Annotated in this window: 22 protein-coding genes; 12 read left to right on the top strand and 10 right to left on the bottom strand. The window is 63.5% G+C overall.

Features of this window, described 5'->3' with window-relative positions; all coding sequences use genetic code 11:
• Nucleotides 1–120 precede the first annotated feature (120 nt).
• From accD to AC0L18_RS13570, 4 genes are all read right to left on the bottom strand, one after another.
• Complete coding sequence (accD, locus tag AC0L18_RS13585) at nt 121–1,047, bottom strand: acetyl-CoA carboxylase, carboxyltransferase subunit beta (protein ID WP_023796893.1); 927 nt, start codon at nt 1,045–1,047, stop codon at nt 121–123.
• A gap of 95 nt (nt 1,048–1,142) precedes the next feature.
• Nucleotides 1,143–1,982, bottom strand: a complete 840-nt coding sequence (gene trpA, locus AC0L18_RS13580) for a tryptophan synthase subunit alpha (protein ID WP_473492717.1) — start codon at nt 1,980–1,982, stop codon at nt 1,143–1,145.
• Nucleotides 1,983–1,984: 2 nt separating this feature from the next.
• A complete protein-coding gene (gene trpB / locus AC0L18_RS13575; RefSeq protein WP_473492716.1) occupies nt 1,985–3,235 on the bottom strand; it encodes a tryptophan synthase subunit beta in 1,251 nt (416 codons plus the stop codon).
• 33 nt (nt 3,236–3,268) lie between these two features.
• The gene (locus AC0L18_RS13570) at nt 3,269–3,928 is read right to left on the bottom strand and encodes a phosphoribosylanthranilate isomerase (protein WP_473492715.1); all 660 of its coding nucleotides are present in this window, start codon (nt 3,926–3,928) and stop codon (nt 3,269–3,271) included.
• 140 nt (nt 3,929–4,068) lie between these two features.
• On the opposite strand from AC0L18_RS13570, the gene AC0L18_RS13565 reads away from it, so the two are divergent.
• Nucleotides 4,069–4,287: a hypothetical protein gene (locus AC0L18_RS13565; RefSeq protein WP_473492714.1), complete on the top strand. Its 219-nt coding sequence runs from the start codon at nt 4,069–4,071 to the stop codon at nt 4,285–4,287.
• Nucleotides 4,288–4,296: 9 nt separating this feature from the next.
• Here AC0L18_RS13565 and AC0L18_RS13560 read toward each other — a convergent pair whose 3' ends face one another.
• The 4 genes from AC0L18_RS13560 to AC0L18_RS13545 form a co-directional block, all read right to left on the bottom strand.
• Entirely contained in the window at nt 4,297–5,055 is a 759-nt protein-coding gene (locus AC0L18_RS13560) for a M48 family metallopeptidase (RefSeq protein ID WP_027152023.1), read from the bottom strand.
• A gap of 104 nt (nt 5,056–5,159) precedes the next feature.
• On the bottom strand, nt 5,160–5,630 hold the full coding sequence (locus tag AC0L18_RS13555; RefSeq protein ID WP_473492712.1) for a DUF2852 domain-containing protein: 471 nt from the start codon (nt 5,628–5,630) through the stop codon (nt 5,160–5,162).
• 117 nt (nt 5,631–5,747) lie between these two features.
• Complete coding sequence (locus AC0L18_RS13550) at nt 5,748–6,890, bottom strand: benzoate/H(+) symporter BenE family transporter (RefSeq protein ID WP_236377961.1); 1,143 nt, start codon at nt 6,888–6,890, stop codon at nt 5,748–5,750.
• Between the two features lie 3 nt (nt 6,891–6,893).
• Nucleotides 6,894–7,670 carry an alpha/beta hydrolase gene (locus tag AC0L18_RS13545; RefSeq protein ID WP_473492711.1) on the bottom strand — a complete coding sequence of 259 codons (777 nt, stop codon included), beginning with the start codon at nt 7,668–7,670 and terminating at the stop codon, nt 6,894–6,896.
• Between the two features lie 211 nt (nt 7,671–7,881).
• Here AC0L18_RS13545 and infC point away from each other — a divergent pair, with 211 nt between their 5' ends.
• The 8 genes from infC to pheT all read left to right on the top strand — a co-directional run bounded on the left by infC (nt 7,882) and on the right by pheT (nt 14,732).
• Complete coding sequence (infC, locus tag AC0L18_RS13540) at nt 7,882–8,418, top strand: translation initiation factor IF-3 (RefSeq protein ID WP_077374810.1); 537 nt, start codon at nt 7,882–7,884, stop codon at nt 8,416–8,418.
• A gap of 139 nt (nt 8,419–8,557) precedes the next feature.
• On the top strand, nt 8,558–9,202 hold the full coding sequence (locus tag AC0L18_RS13535) for a methyltransferase family protein (RefSeq protein WP_287171452.1): 645 nt from the start codon (nt 8,558–8,560) through the stop codon (nt 9,200–9,202).
• A 51-nt stretch (nt 9,203–9,253) separates the two neighbouring features.
• Complete coding sequence (locus tag AC0L18_RS13530) at nt 9,254–9,910, top strand: methyltransferase family protein (RefSeq protein WP_128244572.1); 657 nt, start codon at nt 9,254–9,256, stop codon at nt 9,908–9,910.
• A gap of 174 nt (nt 9,911–10,084) precedes the next feature.
• The gene (gene rpmI / locus AC0L18_RS13525) at nt 10,085–10,288 is read left to right on the top strand and encodes a 50S ribosomal protein L35 (RefSeq protein ID WP_006201248.1); all 204 of its coding nucleotides are present in this window, start codon (nt 10,085–10,087) and stop codon (nt 10,286–10,288) included.
• A 37-nt stretch (nt 10,289–10,325) separates the two neighbouring features.
• The gene (gene rplT, locus AC0L18_RS13520; protein WP_023796882.1) at nt 10,326–10,727 is read left to right on the top strand and encodes a 50S ribosomal protein L20; all 402 of its coding nucleotides are present in this window, start codon (nt 10,326–10,328) and stop codon (nt 10,725–10,727) included.
• Nucleotides 10,728–10,822: 95 nt separating this feature from the next.
• Nucleotides 10,823–11,908 (top strand): phenylalanine--tRNA ligase subunit alpha, encoded by a 1,086-nt coding sequence (gene pheS, locus AC0L18_RS13515; protein ID WP_473492709.1) that lies wholly within the window; start codon nt 10,823–10,825, stop codon nt 11,906–11,908.
• Nucleotides 11,905–12,327, top strand: coding sequence for a GFA family protein (locus AC0L18_RS13510; protein WP_027152017.1), 423 nt, complete (start codon nt 11,905–11,907; stop codon nt 12,325–12,327). The genes pheS and AC0L18_RS13510 overlap by 4 nt, the downstream gene beginning before the upstream one ends.
• The gene (gene pheT / locus AC0L18_RS13505; protein WP_473492707.1) at nt 12,324–14,732 is read left to right on the top strand and encodes a phenylalanine--tRNA ligase subunit beta; all 2,409 of its coding nucleotides are present in this window, start codon (nt 12,324–12,326) and stop codon (nt 14,730–14,732) included. The genes AC0L18_RS13510 and pheT overlap by 4 nt, the downstream gene beginning before the upstream one ends.
• A gap of 320 nt (nt 14,733–15,052) precedes the next feature.
• Here the strand turns inward: pheT and AC0L18_RS13500 are convergent, their stop codons facing one another.
• Nucleotides 15,053–16,048 carry an aldo/keto reductase gene (locus AC0L18_RS13500; RefSeq protein WP_473492705.1) on the bottom strand — a complete coding sequence of 332 codons (996 nt, stop codon included), beginning with the start codon at nt 16,046–16,048 and terminating at the stop codon, nt 15,053–15,055.
• A gap of 96 nt (nt 16,049–16,144) precedes the next feature.
• Between AC0L18_RS13500 and AC0L18_RS13495 the strand changes: the two genes are divergently transcribed.
• From AC0L18_RS13495 to AC0L18_RS13485, 3 genes are all read left to right on the top strand, one after another.
• Nucleotides 16,145–17,065, top strand: coding sequence for a LysR family transcriptional regulator (locus tag AC0L18_RS13495; protein WP_473492704.1), 921 nt, complete (start codon nt 16,145–16,147; stop codon nt 17,063–17,065).
• 207 nt (nt 17,066–17,272) lie between these two features.
• Nucleotides 17,273–18,259, top strand: a complete 987-nt coding sequence (locus AC0L18_RS13490) for a Gfo/Idh/MocA family protein (RefSeq protein WP_473492703.1) — start codon at nt 17,273–17,275, stop codon at nt 18,257–18,259.
• A 36-nt stretch (nt 18,260–18,295) separates the two neighbouring features.
• Entirely contained in the window at nt 18,296–19,954 is a 1,659-nt protein-coding gene (locus AC0L18_RS13485) for an FAD-binding dehydrogenase (protein ID WP_473492702.1), read from the top strand.
• Between the two features lie 5 nt (nt 19,955–19,959).
• On the opposite strand, the gene AC0L18_RS13480 is transcribed toward AC0L18_RS13485, so the two are convergent.
• The gene (locus AC0L18_RS13480) at nt 19,960–20,901 is read right to left on the bottom strand and encodes an alpha/beta hydrolase (RefSeq protein ID WP_473492701.1); all 942 of its coding nucleotides are present in this window, start codon (nt 20,899–20,901) and stop codon (nt 19,960–19,962) included.
• Nucleotides 20,902–20,966: the final 65 nt, after the last annotated feature.

Here is a 20,966-nt window from a genome sequence, read left to right as displayed (position 1 = left end):
AATCCTAGCGCATGACCCCGAAAATCGAAATCGATTTTCGGAAAGGAATCATGCGTGAAATCAAGATGCTACAGCGCCACAGATGGCGCGCAATCGCGGTTCGCGACGACGGATGTCGCGTCAGGCTTGCGGGCGTGCTTCCGCCGGGACCGCCACCGGCGGCAGGATTTCCGGTTCCAGCGGCTTTTCTTCTTCCGGCAGCTTGAGCAGCATTTTCAGGAGCCGTGCGATCGTCTGGCGCATCTCCAGCCGCGACACCACCATGTCGACCATGCCGTGCTCCATCAGATACTCGGAGCGCTGAAAGCCGTCGGGCAGCTTTTCCCTGATCGTCTGCTCGATGACGCGCGGCCCGGCAAAGCCGATCAGCGCGCCGGGCTCGGCGATGTGCACGTCGCCCAGCATGGCGTAGGAGGCAGTGACGCCGCCGGTAGTCGGGTTGGTCAGAACGACGATATAGGGAAGACCGGCTTCCTTCAGCCGATCGACGCCGATCGTGGTTCTCGGCAATTGCATGAGCGACAGGATGCCCTCCTGCATGCGGGCGCCGCCGGAGGCCGCGAACAGGATCAGCGGCCGCTTGCGTTGCACTGCGACCTCGAAGCCACGAACGATGGCGTCGCCGGCGGCCATGCCAAGCGAGCCGCCCATGAAGGCGAAGTCCTGCACGGTCACCACCACCGGCAGGCCTTCGACGGTGCCCAGCGCATTGATGATCGCGTCCTCCAGCCCAGTCTTGGCCTTGGCGTCCTTCAGCCGGTCGGTGTAGCGCTTCTCGTCGCGGAATTTCAGCGGATCCTGCACCACCTTGGGGTTTTCGAGCATCTCGTACTTGCCGTCGTCCATGAAGAATCTCAGCCGCTCCCTGGCCGAGATCTTCATGTGATGGCCGGAGGACGGGATGACGAACTGGTTCTGCTCCAGATCCTTGTGGAAGACCATCTCGCCGGTCTCCGGATCCTTGATCCAGAGGTTTTCAGGCATGTCGGTGCGCCGGCCGAGCATCGAATTGATCTTCGGTCGAACGTAGTTGGTGATCCAGTTCATCGCTTCGGCTCCTGTCCTGACGAAGAGTTAGACCATGATCCCGAAAAGTGGAAACCGGTTTTCGGTGGAGATCATGGTCAACCAGAAGATCAAGACTATTCGGCGGCAGCAAGGCGGGCCGCGCGCACGCCTTGCGAAAGCCCGCTGACCAGCGTGGCGACCGCCTCGGCCGGGTCGGCGGTCTTTTCGCCCTTCGGCCCCAGAACATTGGCGACCGCATTGACGATCGCAGTGCCGACGACGACGCCGTCGGCCGACGCTCCGATGATGCGCGCCTGCTCGGCGGTCTTGACGCCGAAGCCGACGCAGACCGGCAGGTCGGTATGACCCTTGATGCGCCCGACCGCCGCCGCCACCTTGCCGGTGTCGGCCAGCGCCGAGCCGGTGATGCCGGTCATCGACACGTAATAGACGAAGCCGGAGGTGTTCTGCAGCACCTTGGGCAGGCGCTTGTCGTCGGTGGTCGGCGTCGCCAGCCGGATGAAATTGATGCCGGCCTTCAGCGCCGGAATGCACAGCTCCTCATCCATTTCCGGCGGCAGGTCGACGACGATCAGTCCGTCTATGCCGCTGGCCAGCGCATCCCTGAGGAAGCGGTCGACGCCGTGGATGTAGATCGGATTGTAGTAGCCCATCAAAACGATCGGCGTTTCATTGTCGGCGGCACGGAATTCCGAAGCCATCTTCAGCGTCTTGACCAGCGTCTGCCCGCCTTTCAGCGCGCGCAGGCCGGCCGCCTGGATCGCCGGGCCGTCGGCCATCGGATCGGAAAACGGCATGCCGAGTTCGATGATGTCGCTGCCGGCGCCGGGCAATGCCTTCATGATCGACAGCGAGGTGTCGTAGTCGGGGTCGCCGCCCATGAAATAGGTGACGAGTGCCGGGCGCCCTTCGGCCTTCAGCTTGGCCATACGGCGGTCGATGCGGGTGGTCATGATCAGATCTCCATGCCCAGCATATTGGCCACCGTATGCACGTCCTTGTCGCCGCGGCCGGACAGGTTGACGATGACGATCTGGTCCTTGTCCATGGCGGGCACGATCTTCACCGCATGCGCGATGGCATGGGCGGATTCGAGCGCCGGAATGATGCCTTCGACGCGTGTCGTCAACTGGAACGCCTCCAGCGCCTCGTCGTCGAGAACAGGCACATAGTCGACGCGGCCACTGTCGCGCAGCCAGGAATGCTCCGGCCCGACGCCGGGATAGTCGAGGCCGGCCGAAATCGAATGCCCGTCCATGATCTGCCCGTCGGCGTTCTGCAGGAGATAGGTGCGGTTGCCGTGCAGCACACCGGGCGCGCCGGCGTTCATCGAGGCGCAATGCTCGATGCCGTCGAGGCCGCGGCCACCGGCCTCGATGCCGATGATCTTTACGCTGCGGTCGTCGAGGAACGGGTGAAAAAGGCCGATGGCGTTGGAGCCGCCGCCGACGGCGGCAATTATGGTGTCCGGCAGCCGGCCTTCCTGCTCGAGGATCTGGACGCGCGCCTCGATGCCTATCACCGACTGGAAGTCGCGCACCAGCTCCGGATAGGGGTGCGGGCCGGCGGCGGTGCCGATCAGGTAGTAGGTATCCTCGACATTGGTTACCCAATCTCGAAGAGCTTCGTTCATGGCGTCCTTCAACGTGCCGTGGCCAGCGCTCACCGGCCGCACCTCGGCGCCGAGCAGCTTCATGCGGAAGACGTTCGGGCTTTGCCGGGCGACGTCGGTGGCGCCCATATAGACGACGCACGGAAAGCCGAAACGCGCCGCCACGGTGGCCGACGCCACGCCGTGCTGGCCGGCGCCGGTCTCGGCGATGATGCGTTTCTTGCCCATGCGCTTGGCCAGCAGGATCTGGCCGAGGCAGTTGTTGATCTTGTGCGAGCCGGTGTGGTTCAGATCCTCGCGCTTGAAATAGACCTTTGCGCCGCCCCCGAGGCCCTTAGCCGCGGAAACCTCGCGAAGATGCTTGGTCAGGCCTTCGGCGAAATAAAGCTTCGACGGCCGCCCGGCATAGTGGATCGAAAGGTCAGTCAGTTCGGCCTTGAAATCCGCATCGTCCTTGACCTCGTTCCAGTGCCGCTCGAGGTCGAGGATCAGCGGCATCAATGTTTCGGCAACGAAACGACCGCCGAAGATGCCGAACATGCCCTGCTCGTCGGGTCCGGTGCGGAAGGAATTGGGTATCGCCGGCTTGTTCATCGCCGATCTCCTAGCTTGTGGTTTGAAGCACGGTCAGGCGGCGCGGCTGTCGCGTGCTGCCTTGACGGCCCGGAAAAACTGTTCGATCAGCGCCGGATCCTTGACGCCCGGCGCGCTTTCCACGCCTGAGGAAATGTCTAGTCCGGGCGGGTTGGCAAGCCGAAAGGCATCGCCGATATTGGCGGCGTTGAGCCCACCGGAAAGCATGTAATCGACGCCTGCGTCAAGGCCGGCCAGAACGCGCCAGTCGAAGGCAACGCCGTTGCCGCCCGGCAGTTGGGAACCCTTCGGCGGCTTGGCGTCGAACAGGAAACGGTCGGCAACGCCGACGAAGGGTCTTATCCGCTCCAGGTCGGCAGCCTCGCTGACCGGCAGCGCCTTCATCACCGGCAGGCCATAGCGGGCCTTGATCTCGGCCATCCGCTCCGGCGTTTCCGAGCCATGCAGCTGCAGCATGTCGGGCTGCATTTTTTCGACGATTTCATCCAGAAACGCATCGCCGGCGTCGACTGTCACGGCAACCGCCCTAGCCTTGCCGATTGCCGCTTCGCGCAAGCGGCCGGCTTCCGCCGGCTCGACATAGCGCGGGCTTTTGGCAAAGAAAATAAAGCCGACATGGCTGGCGCCGCCGGCCAATGCCGCGGCCAATGCCTTGTCGGTCTTCAGTCCGCATATCTTGATGTCGAGCGCCATGACGCGGGGATTGGCACGAAACGGCAAAAGAGTCGAGAAAAAGCGCGTGTTTGCCACCGGCGCGGAACGCGCTACCTTCCTAAGACAAGAGAGCGGAACGGGCTACTTACTTCAGATAATACAGGCGGGAGCAAACAAGCATGGCAGACGATACCGTCGCCCAACTCAGGCAAAAAGTCGCCCAGGCTCGCGAGGTCATCGCCCATCTGATGGACAAGGCCGCCTTCAACGGCGCCGAGGCACAGCGCGCGCTCGACTATTTCGGCAGCAACGCCTTCAAGAAGGACTTCCTGCCATGGCCGCGCCATACCGACGAGGGGCTGCGCCCAGAGGAGTTGAACGCGGCGAATGATGATTGACCGGGCGATCTATTCGAACATGATCGCTTGCAGCGCGCCACCATTGCGCTTGAGCCAGTCCTTGCAGCGCTCGGTGTCGGGGCAGAGCTGCTCGCACAATTTCCAGAATTTCGGGCCGTGGTTCATCTCCTTGAGATGCGCCACCTCATGCGCGACGAGGTAGTTTATGACCGGTCGCGGCGCCATCATGATCCGCCAGGAGAACGACAGGTTGCCGTCCGACGTGCATGACCCCCAGCGGCTCGACGTGTCCTTGAAGCGGATTGCCTTGGCGCGCTTGCCGATCGTCCCGGTGTGCCTGACCACCAACCGCTCGATCTCGCGCTTGGCCTCGCGCTTGAGGAAATCGGCGATGCGGCGCGGCAGGTGCACGCGCTCGCCATGCACGATCATCAGCGGACCGCGTTCGTCGCACGACAGCGTGACGGTACCGCGTTTCGAGGGCTCATGAACGATGCGATGCGGCACGCCGCGCACCGGTATTTTGATACCGGGCCGCACCTGCGGCCGGTTGGGCACCTTGGCCAGCCGCTGCTCCAGCCAGTCCTGATGGCGGTCAAGGAATTTTTCCACCTCGCCTCGCCGTAGGCCCGGTGGCACGGTGATGCGCAGGCCCCGGCCACCGGAATCGATGCGCAGCGTCAATCGCCGCGCCCGGTCGCTCTCGACGATCTTGAGCGGCAGCGTGCGGCCGGCAACACAATGCTCCCGCTCCACGACGGGGGCGGGCCTGGGTTTGGTCAGGTTGCGGAAGAAGCCGAATGACATGGCCGGGACGATACGTGATTCGAGGAAAACGAATAGAACAAAAAAGAAACGGCGCCGCTGACGCGACGCCGTTTTTGATTATTATTTATGTCGAGGCAAGTGCCTTACTCGTCAAGCAGGCCTGGCGTGGATTTGCCACCGCCGGTTGTGGGCCCGCCGGTTGTGGGTGACGTCGACTTGTTGCGGTTCGCTATGAAGCGGTCGAACTCTTCCTGGTCCTTGGCGCGACGCAATTCCCTGGCGTATTCGTCGAACTCGCTCAGCATCTCGTCGAGCTTGCGGCGCTCTTCATTGAGCCGCTCGAGTTCTTTTTCGCGCCAGTCGTCGAAAGCGACGTTGCCGGTGCGGGCAGAGCCGTGGCCCCAGCGCGCCGCTTTGTCGGAACCGCGGCGGCAGCCGGCGAAGATGCCGTCGGTCGCGCGGTTGACGTCGCGCTTGAAGCCGTCAAGCCGGTCGCCCCAGATGATGTAGGCGAGCATGGCGAGGCCGAGCGGCCAGAACACCATAAAACCGATCACCATCAGAGCGATGGTCGCCGGCGTCCAGGCCGGACGGATCAATGCAGATGTGTTCATTTTCTCCCAATCCTTCAGTTGGAGACAGCCAATCCCGGCTGCGTGGAATCGAAATGGGATGAGAAAAACGGCGATTCAAGACAGTGTCGGCCAAAACCGGACAAGCGATTGAAATGATTATCGTTTTTTGAGCGTTTCAAGGAAAAGGACGACCAGGCCCGCAATCAGGCCCCAGAACGCCGCACCGACGCCGAATAGCGTCAGCCCCGAGGCGGTGACGGCAAAGGTGACGGTAGCGGCCATGCGTTCGCCGTCTTCCTTCAAGGCGATCGACAGCGCGTTGGCGAGCGGCGCCATCAGCGCCAGTCCGGCGACCAGCACGATCAGGCTCTGCGGCAGCACGGCAAAGATCGCCACCAGCGAGGCGCCGAAAATGGCGAAGACGAGGTAGGCAAGCGCGTAGAAGGGACCGGTCTTCCAGCGCTCGCCCGGATCGGGATGCACGTCGGGGCCGGTGCAGATCGCCGCCGAGATCGCCGCCAGGTTGGTGGTCGAGGCCCCGAATGGTGCCGACAGCAGCGAAAGCAGGCCGGTGACGCCGATCAGCGGGCCGGGTTCCGGGTGGTAGCCCGCGGCCCTCAGCACGGCGAGGCCGGACAGGTTCTGCGAGGCCATGGTGACGAGATAGAGCGGCAGCGCCAGGCCGATGATCGCCGTGACGGTGAACTGCGGCGCAATCAGCGTCAATGTCGAAAGTTCCGGGGTCGGCAGACCACCGACCCGGCCGGTGAGGAACGCGGCAGCGCCGCCGCCGATCAGCACCGCCAGCACCGAGAGCGCCGGATTGAACAGGCGGATGACAAAGAAGGCGGCGATCAGCGGCAGGATCAGCCACGGGTCGACGGGAATTGCCTTCACAGCATTGATGGCGAAGGTGACGACGATGCCGGCGAGCATCCCCGACGCGACCGAGGCCGGTATCCTGGCGATCAGCTTGGTCAAGGGCCTGAACAGGCCGGTGGCAATCAGCAAGATCCCGGTGACGATGAAGGCGCCGACGGCCTCGTTAATCGAAAAGCCGCTCGATGCCGCGATCAGCGCCACCCCCGGCGTCGACCATGCGGCGATGACCGGCATCCTGGTGCGCCACGACAGCCACAAGCTCTCGATCGCCATCGCGAGGCAGATCGCCGTCACCCAGCTCGCGGTTTCGACTTGCGTCGCGCCGACTGCCTTGGCGGCGGCGATGACGATGGCCAACGTGCCGCCGAAGCCGACAATCGCTGCAACGAAGGCGGATACCGGAATGGAAATGCGCATGTCCTAGCCTGCCTGCCGCACGATGGCATCGACCGCCCGCACCAGCATGTCGAGATCCTGAGGCCGCGACAGACGATGGTCGCCGTCGGGGATCAGCGACAGGGTGACGTCGTCGGCCGGCAGCAGGCCGACCAGTTTCAGGGCATGGCTCGGCGGCACGTCGGCATCGGCCAGCCCTTGCAATATGTGGACGGGGCAGTGGGTGTCGATCGGCCCGGTCAGCACCCGGTTGTTGGGGCCGTCCTCGATCAGCGCTCGGGTGTAGATGTAAGGCTCGGCTGAATAGTCCGACGGCTCCTCGAAAAAACCTTTTTTGGCAAGATCGCGCTTCTGCGCTTTGGTCAGCGCCGGCTCGACCAACTCGGCGGTGAAATCCGGCGCCGGCGCTAGAAGCACCAGACCGGCTATGCGGTTCTCGCCTGGCGTGTGCCATTCCTGGCGCAATTCCTGGACCATGCGCAGCGCGATCCATGCGCCCATCGAGGAGCCGACCAGGATTTGCCTGCCTTGCGTGAAATGATTGAAGACGGCGAGACTTTGCGAAAGCCAGTTCGAGACGGTGCCGTCCGCAAAGGCGCCGCCCGATTCGCCGTGACCGGAATAGTCGTGACGCAGGAAAGCCCGGCTTTGCCCGCTCGCCCATTCCGCCAGCTTCTCGGCCTTGGTGCCCAGCATGTCCGACTTGTAGCCGCCGAGCCAGACAATGCCTGGCTCGGCACCCGCAGCGCGCCTGACAGCGATGCTGGTTCCGTCGACGTCGAGAAAAACCGGTGCGGTCATGGCTCACTCCTCACGCAGGTCTTTTGACACAGCGGACGGTTCAACGAAAAGTGCTCGGCAACTTTCTTCGTTTGGTGCAGGCAGAAGTGAGGGAACAGGTGATTTCCTGTGAGCGCTGTGCTATTGACTCCGGCCGCGCGCTCACCACATTGGCGCGTTCGCAATTCTGAATTGAAAACCCCGAACGAAACGGCTCAAGGAGACCACGACCATTCGCAGACCTTTCAAAGCAACGGCGCCCACCAAGGAGGGCCCGCGCTCCAACCGTGACATCCGGGTTCCCCGGGTCCAGCTTATCGACGCCGAAGGCCACAACCATGGCGATGTCTCCATCAACGACGCATTGCTGCTCGCCGAAGAGGCTGGGCTCGATCTGGTCGAGATATCGCCCAACGCAGTGCCGCCCGTCGTAAAAATTCTCGATCTCGGCAAGCTGAAATACGCCAACCAGAAGAAGGCGGCCGAGGCGCGCAAGAACCAGAAGGTCATCGAGATCAAAGAGATCAAGATGCGCCCGAACATCGACAGCCATGACTACGAGACCAAGATGAAAGCGGTCCGGCGGTTTTTCGAGGAAGGTGACAAGGTCAAGCTGACATTGCGCTTTCGCGGCCGCGAGATGGCGCATATGGAACTCGGCATGCAGCTTTTGAACAAGGTTCGCGAGGAAGTTGCACCGATCGCCAAAGTCGAAGCCGAACCGAAGCTCGAAGGCCGCCAGATGATGATGGTGCTGGCGCCCCGCTAAGCGATTCCGCTAAAGCGGTCCCGTCAAAGAAAAGGCCGCTTCGGCGGCCTTTTGTTTGTTTTTGTCTTCGCCATGATTTCTCCGCAAGTTGCATCGACAAGGATTCCGGTTGCCGGTCCTCGCGGCGAAAGGATTGTCCATGGCCGCTGCGGCACGTTCTCCGATTGAAAGATCGTTCGACGAAATGGGCCGCTATCAGCGGCGCCGGCGCGTCCTGCTGGCGCTGCTGGTCGGTGCTTTTTGCGCTTTGCTGATCTTCGGCGGCTCCACGCACGATGAACTAGGCCACGAACGCATAGAGGGGCAGTACGGCATCGCCCTGATACTGATCGGGATTGGCGGCCGGCTCTGGTCGATCCTCTATATCGGCGGCCGCAAGTCGGCCGAACTGGTTGCTACCGGCCCATATTCGGTGATGCGCAACCCGCTGTATTTTTTCTCCACCATAGGGGCCGCCGGCATCGGCGCCCAGACCGGCAGCGTGATCGTCTCGGTGGCGTCGGCGGTTTTGTGCGCGGCCGCGTTCTACATCGTCACGCTGCGCGAGGAACGGCATTTGACGACCGTGCTCGGGGCGCCGTACAAGGACTACATCGCACGGGTGCCGCGGTTTTTTCCCAATCCCCGGCTTTATCGCGATCAGGCCGAGGTCACCTTCACACCGCGCATTTTTAATCACACGCTGCGCGACGGCTTGATGTTCGTGGCTTCCGTACCGTTTTTCGAACTCATCGAGTCCGGACAGGAAAGCGGTGTAATTCCCGTCCTCTTCTGGCTGTATTGAACTGCGGATGCCGCGATCGCCGGCAAGTTCCTCGACGATTGGATTCCCGACATGCTCAATGAAGTTAAATCGGCGCAGGCCGAACAAGCGCAGGCCAGGCGTGCGCTGGGCAGATATCAGCACGCGCGCAGGATGGTGCTTGCCGCCCTCGTGGTCGTCATGTTCGCAGCGCTGCTGTTTGGCCAGTCTGCTTTTCCTCCCGAAAGCGTGCCGCACGAAACGATCGAAATGGTCGGCGTCCTGCTGATCTTTCTCGGCATTGTCGGGCGCTTGTGGTCGACGCTCTATATCGGCGGACGCAAATCCTCCGAGGTGGTTACCGGCGGACCCTATTCGATCACCCGCAATCCGCTCTATGTCTTCTCCTCGATAGCTGCCGCCGGCGTCGGCGCGCAGATGGGCTCGATCACTGCGGCGATCGGCTTCGCGGTGATTTGCGCCGCCGCCTTTCATGTCGTCATCCTGCGCGAAGAGACGTTCCTGAAGGAGGCCTTCGGAACGCCATTCCAGGCCTATATGGCGCGAGTGCCGCGCTTCTTCCCGAAGCTTTCGCTGTATCAGGAAGGCGACACCGGCGGCTTCAAGCCGCGCCTGCTGCGGACGACGCTGCTGGACGGACTGGTGTTCCTCGTCGCCATGCCGTTTTTCGAATCGATCGACGCCGCCCAACAATCGGGCATACTGCCGGTGCTGTTCCGTTTCCCATAGGCCCATTGTGTGTCGGCACAGGGTGTTGCACGCCGGCCCGCTTTGACGTATAGCACCGCCGTTCCCAAAAACCGCCCGGCAGGGCATGCCGTGGCGGTTTCATTTGCTTTTCGGGCTTTGGTCGGCCTGAAGCGAACAAAAGCGCGATGATGCGCACATAAACGGAGTAGCAAAATGCCCAAGATGAAGACCAAGTCAGCCGCCAAGAAGCGGTTCAAGATCACAGGTACGGGTAAAGTCCTGTCGGCTGCGGCCGGCAAGCGTCACGGCATGATCAAGCGTTCCAACAAGTTCATTCGAAATGCCCGCGGCACGATGGTTCTGGCTGAACCGGATGGCAAGAAGGTCATCAAGAATTTTCTGCCGAACGGCCTCTAAGGCATTCGGTCTGGACAAGTTTTAAGGAGATCATGACATGGCACGCGTAAAAAGAGGCGTCACCTCGCACGCCAAGCACAAAAAGGTCCTGAAAGCCGCCAAGGGCTTCTACGGCCGCCGCAAGAACACCATTCGCATCGCCAAGCAGGCGGTGGAAAAGTCGCTGCAGTATGCCTACCGCGACCGCAAGAACCGCAAGCGTTCGTTCCGCGCTCTGTGGATCCAGCGCATCAATGCCGCGACCCACGAGCATGGCCTGACCTATGGCCGGTTCATCGACGGTCTCAACAAGGCCGGCATCGAGATCGATCGCAAGGTCCTGTCGGACATGGCCATCCACGAGCCGCAGGCATTTGCCGCCCTTGTGGCCAAGGCCAAGGTCGCGCTCGAGTACCTCAAGAACACCACGCCGAACGCTTTTGAAAGCGCTGTAGCCTAACCAGCGCCTTCCCAAGCACATCGACACTTGATTTGGGAAACCCGCGCTGGCAGGGCTGGCGCGGGTTTTTCTTTGCCTTCAATCGAGTCTGAAACATGAGTGACATGGAAACTCTCGAAAATTCCCTGATGAGCGACATTGCGTCGGCTGCCGACGAGCAGGCGATCGAAGCCGTGCGTGTTTCAGCGCTCGGCAAGAAGGGCTCGGTCTCCGAAATGCTGAAGACGCTCGGCTCGATGAGCGCAGAAGAGCGCCAGATAAAAGGCCCGGCGATCAACGGTCTCAAGAACCGCATCACCGAGGCGCTTACCGCGCGCCGCGCCGAACTCAAGGACGCAGCGATCGCATCACGGCTCGCGGCGGAAAAGGTCGACGTCACGCTGCCGGTGCGGCAATCGCCGGCCGAGCGCGGCCGCATCCATCCGATCAGCCAGGTCAGCGACGAGATTGCCGCGATCTTCGGCGACCTCGGCTTTGCCATCGCCGAAGGTCCCGATATCGAGACCGATTACTACAATTTCACCGCGCTGAACTTCCCGGAAGGCCATCCGGCGCGCGAGATGCATGACACCTTCTTTTTCCAGCCGGACGAGAAGGGCGAGCGCAAGCTTTTGCGCACCCATACCTCGCCGGTGCAGATCCGTACCATGGAGATGCAGAAGCCGCCGATCCGCATCGTCATTCCCGGAAAGACCTACCGCCAGGATTCCGATGCCACCCATTCGCCGATGTTCCATCAGGTCGAAGGGCTGGTGATCGACAGATCAGCCAACGTCGCCAACATGAAATGGGTGCTGGAGGAGTTCTGCAAGGCCTTTTTCGAGGTTCCGCAGGTCAAGATGCGCTTCCGGCCGAGCTTCTTCCCGTTCACCGAACCCAGCATGGAGGTCGACATCCAGTGCGACCGTTCGCGGCTGGGCGAGGTGCGCTTCGGCGAAGGCTCCGACTGGATGGAGATCCTCGGCTGCGGCATGGTCCACCCCAATGTGCTGAGATATGGCGGGCTCGATCCCGACGAATATCAGGGCTTTGCCTGGGGCATGGGCATCGATCGCATCGCCATGCTGAAATACGGCATGCCGGACCTGCGGGCCTTCTTCGACGCCGATGTGCGCTGGCTGTCGCATTACGGCTTCCGGCCGCTCGACATGCCGACGCTGTTCGCAGGCTTGAGCACATGACAGCGGCCCACACCGGCGGCTGCCGCTGCGGCGCCGTGCGGTTCGAGGCTTCGGCCGAACCGCACCATGTCAGCTATTGCCATTGCGGCGATTGCCGGCGGGCCAGCGGCGCGCCGGTATCGGCCTTCGTCGGCTTCATCACCGAGCAGGTCGCCTTCACGGGCAAGGCGCTGAAGATGTTCGAGAACGGACCGGTGACGCGCTCCTTTTGCGGCATCTGCGGCTCGCCGATCGCCTATGTCGATGAGCGGCTGGCCGACCACATCTATTTCATGCTCGGCGCCATGGACATGCCGGCCTATTTCAAGCCGACGCACCACGCCCATGTGCGCGAGCAGCTTCCCTTCGTGCACATGCCGGATGACTTGCCGAGACATCTGAAGACCAGCGTGCCCAGACCAGACGGAACACAGTCATGAAATTCACCCTCTCCTGGCTCAAGGACCACCTCGAGACCGACGCCTCGCTCAACGAGATCGTCGAGCGGCTGACCTCGATCGGCCTCGAAGTCGAGCATGTCGACGACAGATCGAGCCTAAAACCCTTCGTCATCGCCAAGGTGCTGGCGGCGGTGCAGCACCCCGATGCCGATCGGTTGCGCGTGCTGACGGTCGATACCGGCGACGGCAAGGCACCCGTGCAGGTTGTGTGCGGAGCGCCGAACGCCCGCGCGGGCCTGATCGGCGCCTTTGCAGCACCCGGCACCTATATTCCGGGCATCGACGTGACGCTGACGGTCGGCAAGATCAGGGGCGTCGAAAGCCATGGCATGATGTGCTCCGAGCGCGAGCTTGAGCTTTCCGAAGAGCATGACGGCATCATCGATCTGCCGGCCGATGCGCCGGTCGGCACCAGCTTCGCCGCCTATGCGCATCTCGACGATCCGGTCATAGAGATCAGTTTGACGCCGAACCGTCCGGATGCGACCAGCGTCTACGGCATTGCCCGCGATCTGGCGGCGAGCGGACTCGGCCGCCTCGTCGGCGGCGCGATCATGCCGCATGCCGGCAGCGGCATGTGCCCGGTGAAGGTGACGATTGAAGCCCCTGAGCTTTGCCCCGGCTTCGCCCTGAGATTGGTGAAAGGCGTGAACAACGGTCCGTCGCCGAAATGGCTGCAGCAGCGGCTGATCGCCATTGGGCTTCGGCCGATCAGCGCGCTGGTCGATATCACCAATTTCGTCACCTTCGATCGCGGCCGGCCGCTGCATGTGTTCGACGCGAACAAGGTCGCCGGCAATCTTACCGTGCGCCGGGCGCGTGACGGTGAAAAGGTGCTGGCGCTTGACGGCCGCGAATACACGCTGACGCCTGACATGTGCGTGATAGCAGACCAGGACGGCGTCGAATCGATCGCCGGCATCATGGGCGGCGAGCATTCCGGCTGCGACGAGAAGACCACCGACGTGCTGATCGAATCGGCGCTTTGGGATCCGATCACCACGGCCCGCACCGGCAGGACGCTCGGCATCATCAGCGATGCGCGCTACCGCTTCGAGCGCGGCGTCGACCCGGAATTCATGGTGCCCGGCGTGGAACTGGCGACCAAGCTGGTGCTGGACTTCTGCGGCGGCACGCCGACCGAAACCGAAGTCGTCGGCTATGCCGGCCACGCGCCGAAGATCGTTTCCTTCCCGCTGTCGGAAGTGAGGCGGCTGACCGGCACAGAGGTGCCCATGGAGGAGAGCCTCGCCATTCTTTCGCGCCTCGGCTTCAAGCCGGAAGGCGCGGGCGATGTCGTCGATGTGGCGGTGCCGTCCTGGCGGCCGGATGTCGACGGCAAGGCCGATCTGGTCGAGGAGGTCATGCGCATCCATGGCGTCGACAACATCGCGCCGCAGCCGCTCGGCGCGCACGATGCCGTCAACGCCAAGATCCTGACTGTCCTGCAGGTCCGCACCCGCGCCGCCAAGCGGGCGCTGGCGGTGCGCGGCATGATGGAGGCGGTCACCTGGTCGTTCATTCCGGCAAAACACGCCGAACTGTTCGGCGGCGGCCAGACCGCACTCAAGCTCGCCAACCCGATCGCTGCCGACATGTCCGACATGCGGCCGTCGCTGCTGCCGGGCCTGATCGCCGCCGCGCAGCGCAATGCCGACAAGGGCATCGGCGATGTCGCTCTGTTCGAAGTGTCCGGCACCTACGAGGGCGATGCGGCCGACCAGCAGCGGCGCGTCGCCGCCGGCGTGCGGCGCAGCACGGCCAAGCTCGACGGCTCCGGCCGCCACTGGGCCGGCAATGCCGGTCCGGTCGGCGTGTTCGACGCCAAGGCCGACGCGATCGCAGCACTTGAAGCCTGCGGCGCGCCGGTCGAGCGGCTGCAGATCGAGGCCGGCGGCCCGGCCTGGTATCATCCCGGCCGCTCCGGCACGATCAAGCTCGGGCCGAAGGTCATTTTGGGCACGTTCGGCGAGTTCCACCCGAAGACGCTGGAGGAACTCGACGTCTCCGGGCCGCTCTGCGGCTTCGAGGTTTTCATCGATGCCGTGCCGGAGCCGAAGACCAAGCCGACCCGGACAAAACCGAGACTGGAACTGTCCGCGTTCCAGGCGGTCAAGCGCGATTTCGCCTTCGTCGTCGACAAGGCGGTCGAAGCCGGCACGCTGACCCGCGCAGCCCTTGCCGCCGACAGGAAGCTGATCACCAACGTCTCGGTCTTCGATGTTTTCGAAGGGGCGTCACTCGGCGCCGCCAAGAAATCGATCGCCATCGAAGTGTCGATCCAGCCGGTCGAAAGGACGCTGACCGACGAGGATTTTGAGGCGCTGGCCAAGCGCATCGTCGAGAATGTGCACAAGCAGACCGGTGGCGTGCTGAGAGCGTGACGGCTGCGGGCACATGGCGATCACTGTTGTGCCGTGTGAGCCGAGTATTCTCCGCAGACGATGGCGGGACAGCGCCCCCCTCTGTCCTGCCGGACATCTCCCCCTCAAGGGGGGACAATGGCTGTTTCGCCGTCCCGCCATCTTACGGCGTTGGCAGTTCGCGAAAGTCGGAGAGATTCAATCTCCCCCCTTGAGGGGGAGATGTCCGGCAGGACAGAGGGGGGTGTCTCGCGCCCATATCTCGCGATTATTTTTGCATTGCGCGGCGCTCGAAAAAGGCGCGCCGAACGTCCCGTTTCGATTGCTCCGTCGATCACCGTTCACCCATTGACCAGCGCCAGCATTTCTTCGGTGTAGCGCTTGCCGACGACCTTCTCCGGCGACAGGGCGTCGCCAATGGCCGCCACTTCCGCCCGGCTCAGCGCAATCTGTGCTGCTGCCGCATTCTGCTCGAGATGGCGGATTTTTCGCGCACCGGGAATCGGCACGATGAAATCGCCCTGATGCAGCACCCAGGCGAGCGCCAGCTGCGCCGGCGTCACGCCCTTGTCCGCCGCCATTGTCTCCAGCGTCGCGACAACGGCCGCATTGGCCGCCATGGCGTCGGCCTGGAAGCGCGGCAGTCCACGCCGCCAGTCATCGGCGCCGAGCACCTCTGGCTTGGCGATCGTTCCGGTCAGCAGGCCGCGGCCGAGCGGGCTGTAGGGGACGAAGCCGATGCCGAGCTCGCGGCAGACGGCAAACACCTCTTCCTCCGGATCGCGGCTCCACAGCGAATATTCGCTCTGCACGGCTGATATCGGATGCACCGCATGCGCCCGGCGGATGGTCGCGGCACTCGCCTCCGACAGACCGAGCGCGCGCACCTTGCCCTCGCACACCAGCTCGGCCATAGCGCCGACCGTATCCTCGATCGGCACATTGGGATCGACGCGATGCTGGTAGTACAGGTCGATCACCTCGGTGCCCAGCCGCTTCAATGACGCTTCGGCCACCGCCTTGACGTGTTCGGGGCGGCTGTCGACACCGGCCATGCGCTCGACGCCGTTACCTTCTTCAAGAATCCTGAAGCCGAATTTCGTCGCGATCGTCACCTGGCCACGCACCGGCTTCAGCGCCTTGCCGAGCAGGATCTCATTCTCGTACGGGCCATAGACCTCAGCCGTGTCGAAGAAATTGACGCCGATATCGACGGCGCGGCGCAGTGTGGCGATCGCGTCCACCTCCGGCTGGCCGCCATAGCCGAAGCTCATCCCCATGCAGCCGAGGCCGACCGGATAGACGTCAAGTTCATTTCCAAGCTTGCGGGTTTGCATCACGCGTCTCCTTGTTGTGATGCGGCAAAGATAGCGCCTTGCACTGCGTTCGATAATCGGCGCTTACTCGCACGGGCTGTTCTAAAAGATAGACCAATGAATCGAACACATCTCTCGCAACTCGCAGTGCTGGCTACCGTCGCCCAGTGCGGCAGCTTTCGCGGCGCGGCCAAGGAGCTCGCCATCGCGCCATCGGCAGTCAGCCACGCGGTTTCCAGCCTGGAGGCGCGTCTTGGCGTGCGGCTCCTGGCGCGCAGCACGCGCAGCGTCGCCCCGACCGAGGCAGGCGCACAGCTGCTCGAGCGGCTGAGGCCAGCGCTGTCGGAAATCGATCTGGCGCTGGAATCGGCGGTCGAGGCGCGCGACCGGCCGGCGGGCAATCTCCGGCTGACCGTGCCGCGCACCGCCGCCCACCTGGCGCTGACGCCGCGGCTCGGTGCCTTTGCATCGGCCTATCCCGACATCGTGCTGGAGATCGTCATCGAAGACCGCTTCACCGATGTGGTCGAAGGCGGCTTCGACGCCGGCGTCCGGCTCGGCGAGAGCCTGCAGCGCGACATGATCGCGGTGCGCATCGGTCCAAACCTTCGCGGCGCCGTCGTCGGCGCGCCATCCTATTTCGCAACCATGCCCAGGCCGCGCCATCCACACGATCTCGTCGGTCACCGTTGCATCCGCTTCCGTTTCTCCAGCGGCATCCTCTACCGCTGGGAATTCGAGAAGGACGGCGAGGAGATCGAGCTGGCGGTGCAAGGGCCGCTGATCCTCGACGAGGACCATCTGATCGCCAATGCGGCGGCCGACGGCGCTGGGCTTGCCTTCCTGTTCGAGGACTATGTCCGCGAGGCGTTGGCCACCGGCCGGCTCATTCGCGTGCTGGAAGACTGGTGCCCGCCCTTCGACGGTTTCTTCGCCTACTACCCGAGCCGCCGCCAGATGCGGCCGGCGCTGCGAGCCTTTGTCGATTTCTTCAAGATAGAAAGCCGGTTTGTGGGAGCGTCGTCGGCTTCGACATGACACATACAGGTAGAAGGGGATAGCCTTTTCAGGACCTGGCTTCCTCGCCCCCTTTGCGGAGACGAGGAAACCAAGCTCTGCGGAGGGCAGCGCCGGCATCCGAACAAGCCGCAGACGATCGACTTGCTCGCTGCCATGCTTCGCATTGGCTTTTTTGCCGATTTCAGGCAAACCTCCACGCCTGCAATTTGAAGAGGGAGAAGCCTGATGTTCCGATGGGGTGTTTTGTCGACGGCCAAGATCGGCCGCGAGCATCTTTTGCCTGCAATGGTCGAGGCGGAGAACGGCGTGCTGTCGGCGATCGCCAGCCGCGACCTGTCGAAAGCCCGTGCCCTGGCCGATCGGTTCGGCGCCCCCCATGCCTTCGGCTCCTATGACGAACTGCTCGCATCCAGGGATGTCGACGGCGTCTACATCCCGCTGCCGACCGCCCAGCATGTCGAATGGACCGCCAAGGCGATCGAGGCCGGCAAGCATGTTCTGGTCGAAAAGCCGCTGGCGCTCGACGCCAGGGACATTCCGCCGCTGATCAAGCTGCGCGACGCCAAAAACGTGCTGGTCTGCGAAGCCTTCATGGTCGTCTACCACCCGCAATGGGTCAAGGTGCGCGAGCTGATCGCCAACGGCGCCATCGGCCGGCTGCGCCATGTCCAGGGCGCGTTCTCCTACTACAATGTCGATCCCAAGAACATGCGCAACCAGCTCGACCTCGGTGGCGGCGCGCTGCCCGACATCGGCGTCTACCCGACGGTGTCGACGCGCTTTTCGACGGGCAAGGAGCCGCTGCGCGTCCAGGCGACGATCGAGCGCGACAAGACATTCGGCACCGACATCTACTCCTCGATCCGCGCCGATTTCGGTGACTTCGAATTGTCGTTCTATCTGTCGACGCAGATGGCGGCGCGGCAGGCGATGGTGTTCCACGGCGAGAAGGGCTTCATCGAGGTGCTTTCGCCGTTCAACGCCGGCATCTACGACCACCATCGCATCGAGCTGCACAACCAGAACCACAGCGAGGCGCAAGTGTTCCGCTTCCCCGGCATGCAGCAATACCGGCTGGAGGTCGAGGCCTTCGCGCGGGCGGCACAGGGCGGCACCGACCGCGTCTTCACGCTGGAAGAGTCCGTGCTCAACCAGAAGGTCATCGACGCCATCTTCCGCGCCGGCGAGAAGGAAGGCTGGGAGACGGTCTGACAATCGTCAGCCGGGGAGGAGAGCCGGGGGGAGAAAGTGGCTGACGATGCGGATGTGATCATTGTCGGCGCCGGCCTTGCCGGGCTCGTCGCGGCGGCCGAACTGGCCGAAGCCGGCAAGAAGACCATCGTTGTCGACCAGGAGCCTGAACAGTCGCTCGGCGGCCAGGCGTTCTGGTCGCTTGGCGGCATCTTCCTCGTCGATTCGCCCGAGCAGCGGCGCATGCGCATCCGCGATTCGCATGATGTGGCGCTCGAGGACTGGCTTGGCACCGCCGCCTTCGACCGTGCGGAAGATTTTTGGCCGCGCCGCTGGGCCGAGGCCTATGTCGGCTTCGCCGCCGGCGAGAAGCGCTCCTGGCTGACGCAGCGCGGCATGAAGTTCTTCCCAATCGTCGGCTGGGCCGAGCGCGGCGGCGGCAACGCCGTCGGCCACGGCAATTCGGTGCCGCGCTTTCACGTCACCTGGGGCACCGGGCCGGGCGTGCTCGACCCGTTCGTACGGCGCGTGCGCGAGGCCGAGAATAGCGGGCTGATCCGATTCAAATTCCGCCACCGGGTCAACGAACTGACGCAGACAGGCGCCGCCGTGAATGGCGTGCGCGGCGACATGCTTGAGCTGAGCGATGTCGAGCGCGGCCGCAGGAGTTCGCGCGATATCGCCGGCGATTTCGAGCTCAAGGCGCAAGCGGTCATCGTCGCCTCCGGCGGCATCGGCGGCAATCCCGAGCTTGTCCGCAAAAACTGGCCGCAGCGGCTCGGCACGCCGCCCAAGTGCATGATCTCTGGCGTTCCCGACCATGTCGACGGCCGCATGCTGGCGATCACCGAACAGGCCGGCGGCAGCATCATCAACCGCGACCGCATGTGGCACTATGTCGAAGGCATCAGGAACTGGGCGCCGCTCTGGACCGACCATGCAATCCGCATCCTGCCCGGCCCGTCGTCGCTGTGGCTCGACGCCCGCGGCAAGCGCCTGCCGGTGCCGCTCTATCCCGGCTTCGACACACTGGGCACGCTCAGCCACATCATGAGCACCGGCTTCGATTATTCCTGGTTCATCCTGACCAAAAAGATCATCCAGAAGAAGTTCGCGCTGTCGGGCTCCGAGCAGAACCCCGACCTCACCGGAAAAAGCTGGCGCCAAGTGCTTGGCCGCGCCACATCGGGTGTTCCCGGTCCGGTAAAGGCGTTCATTGAGAAGGGCGAGGATTTCATCGTCGAGCCTGATTTGCCGGCGCTGGTCGCCCACATGAACGCGCTTGTCGGCGGCGAGCCGCTGCTCGAACTGGCGCAGGTCGAGCACGAAATCCGCGCCCGTGACCGGCAGCTCGACAATCCGTTCTCCAAGGATATGCAGATCACCGCCTTGCGCGGCGCCCGAACCTATCTCGGCGACCGGCTGATCCGCACGGCCAAGCCGCACAAGATGCTCGACCCTGCCAATGGGCCGCTGATCGCGGTCAGGCTCAACATCCTGACCCGCAAGACGCTGGGCGGCTTGCAGACCGATCTCGACAGCCGCGTCCTGGGTACCGATGGCCAACCGGTCGAAGGATTGTACGCGGTTGGCGAAGCCGCCGGTTTCGGCGGCGGCGGCATGCATGGTTATGCGGCGCTGGAAGGGACGTTTCTTGGCGGCTGCATTTTTTCAGGCCGCAGCGCCGGCCGGGCGGCGTCGCGGGCAGTGGGGTAGGACCCTCACCAGATCCATTCGCCGCGTCCCAGAGCCGACACCGCGTCGACGATCCGGGAAAAGCTCGAGCGCGCACGACCCACCGTGTGCCGGCCTCTGAGATAGCCATGCACCAGCCCCGGCTCTTCGAACCAGTAGGCGTGACCCTCCTCCGCGACGAGGCGGTCGCGATAGGCCTCGCCGTCTGACGACAGCGGGTCGCATTGGGCGGTGATCAGCACAGTCGGCGGGAGATTGGCAAAATCGGCATCGGCCAGCGGCGACAGCGTGAGATCGCCGGTGCGGTCTTCGCCGCCGGTCCTGATATTCGTGTAGAAATCGAGGTCGCGGACCGTCAGCATCGGCGCCTCGGCATGGGTCACGTAAGAGCCTTGCGAGCGGTCGCCGCCAAGGCCGGGATAGATCAGCACCTGGCCGATCGGCCTTCGTGCATGGCCGCGCGTCGCATGGCTGACCGCGGCGGCAAGATTGCCGCCGGCGCTGTCGCCGCAAAGCAGGATCGGGCGCTTGTAGGTCGTCGCCGCCCATTCGAAGGCGCTGATGGCATCGTCGAAGCCGGCCGGATGCAGATGTTCCGGCGCCAGCCGGTAATCGACAGAAACCACCTCATAGCCGGTGCGGCTGCAAAGCTCGGCACAGAGGTCGTCATGGCTGTCGAGCCCGCCGAGGATATAACCGCCGCCGTGAAAATAAAGCACCATCGCCGCCGCTTCCGGCGCGGGTGTGCGGTAGATGCGGATCGGGATGGGATGCGAAGGCGTGGCAATGGCGGTGGTCTCCGCCGTAACGTTGTCTGGGTGGCCGGCAGAGAATTCACGGCACATGCGGTCGTAGATGTCGCGCTGCTGATCGATGGTGTAGTCGATCGCATCAGGCGGAAAATAGGAATTGGTCCGCTCGACGAAGGCCCAGGTCTCGGCGTCGATGAGTTTTTTGTAGTCGGTCATGGACGCTGGATGGGCTGCCAAGGTTGAGCCTGGGCACCCCCCTCTGGCCTGCCGGCCATCTCCCC

The organism is Mesorhizobium sp. WSM4819 (genome assembly GCF_055811215.1).
The sequence above is the reverse complement of the archived record's forward strand: the minus strand, read 5'-3'. Positions and strand labels throughout refer to the sequence as shown.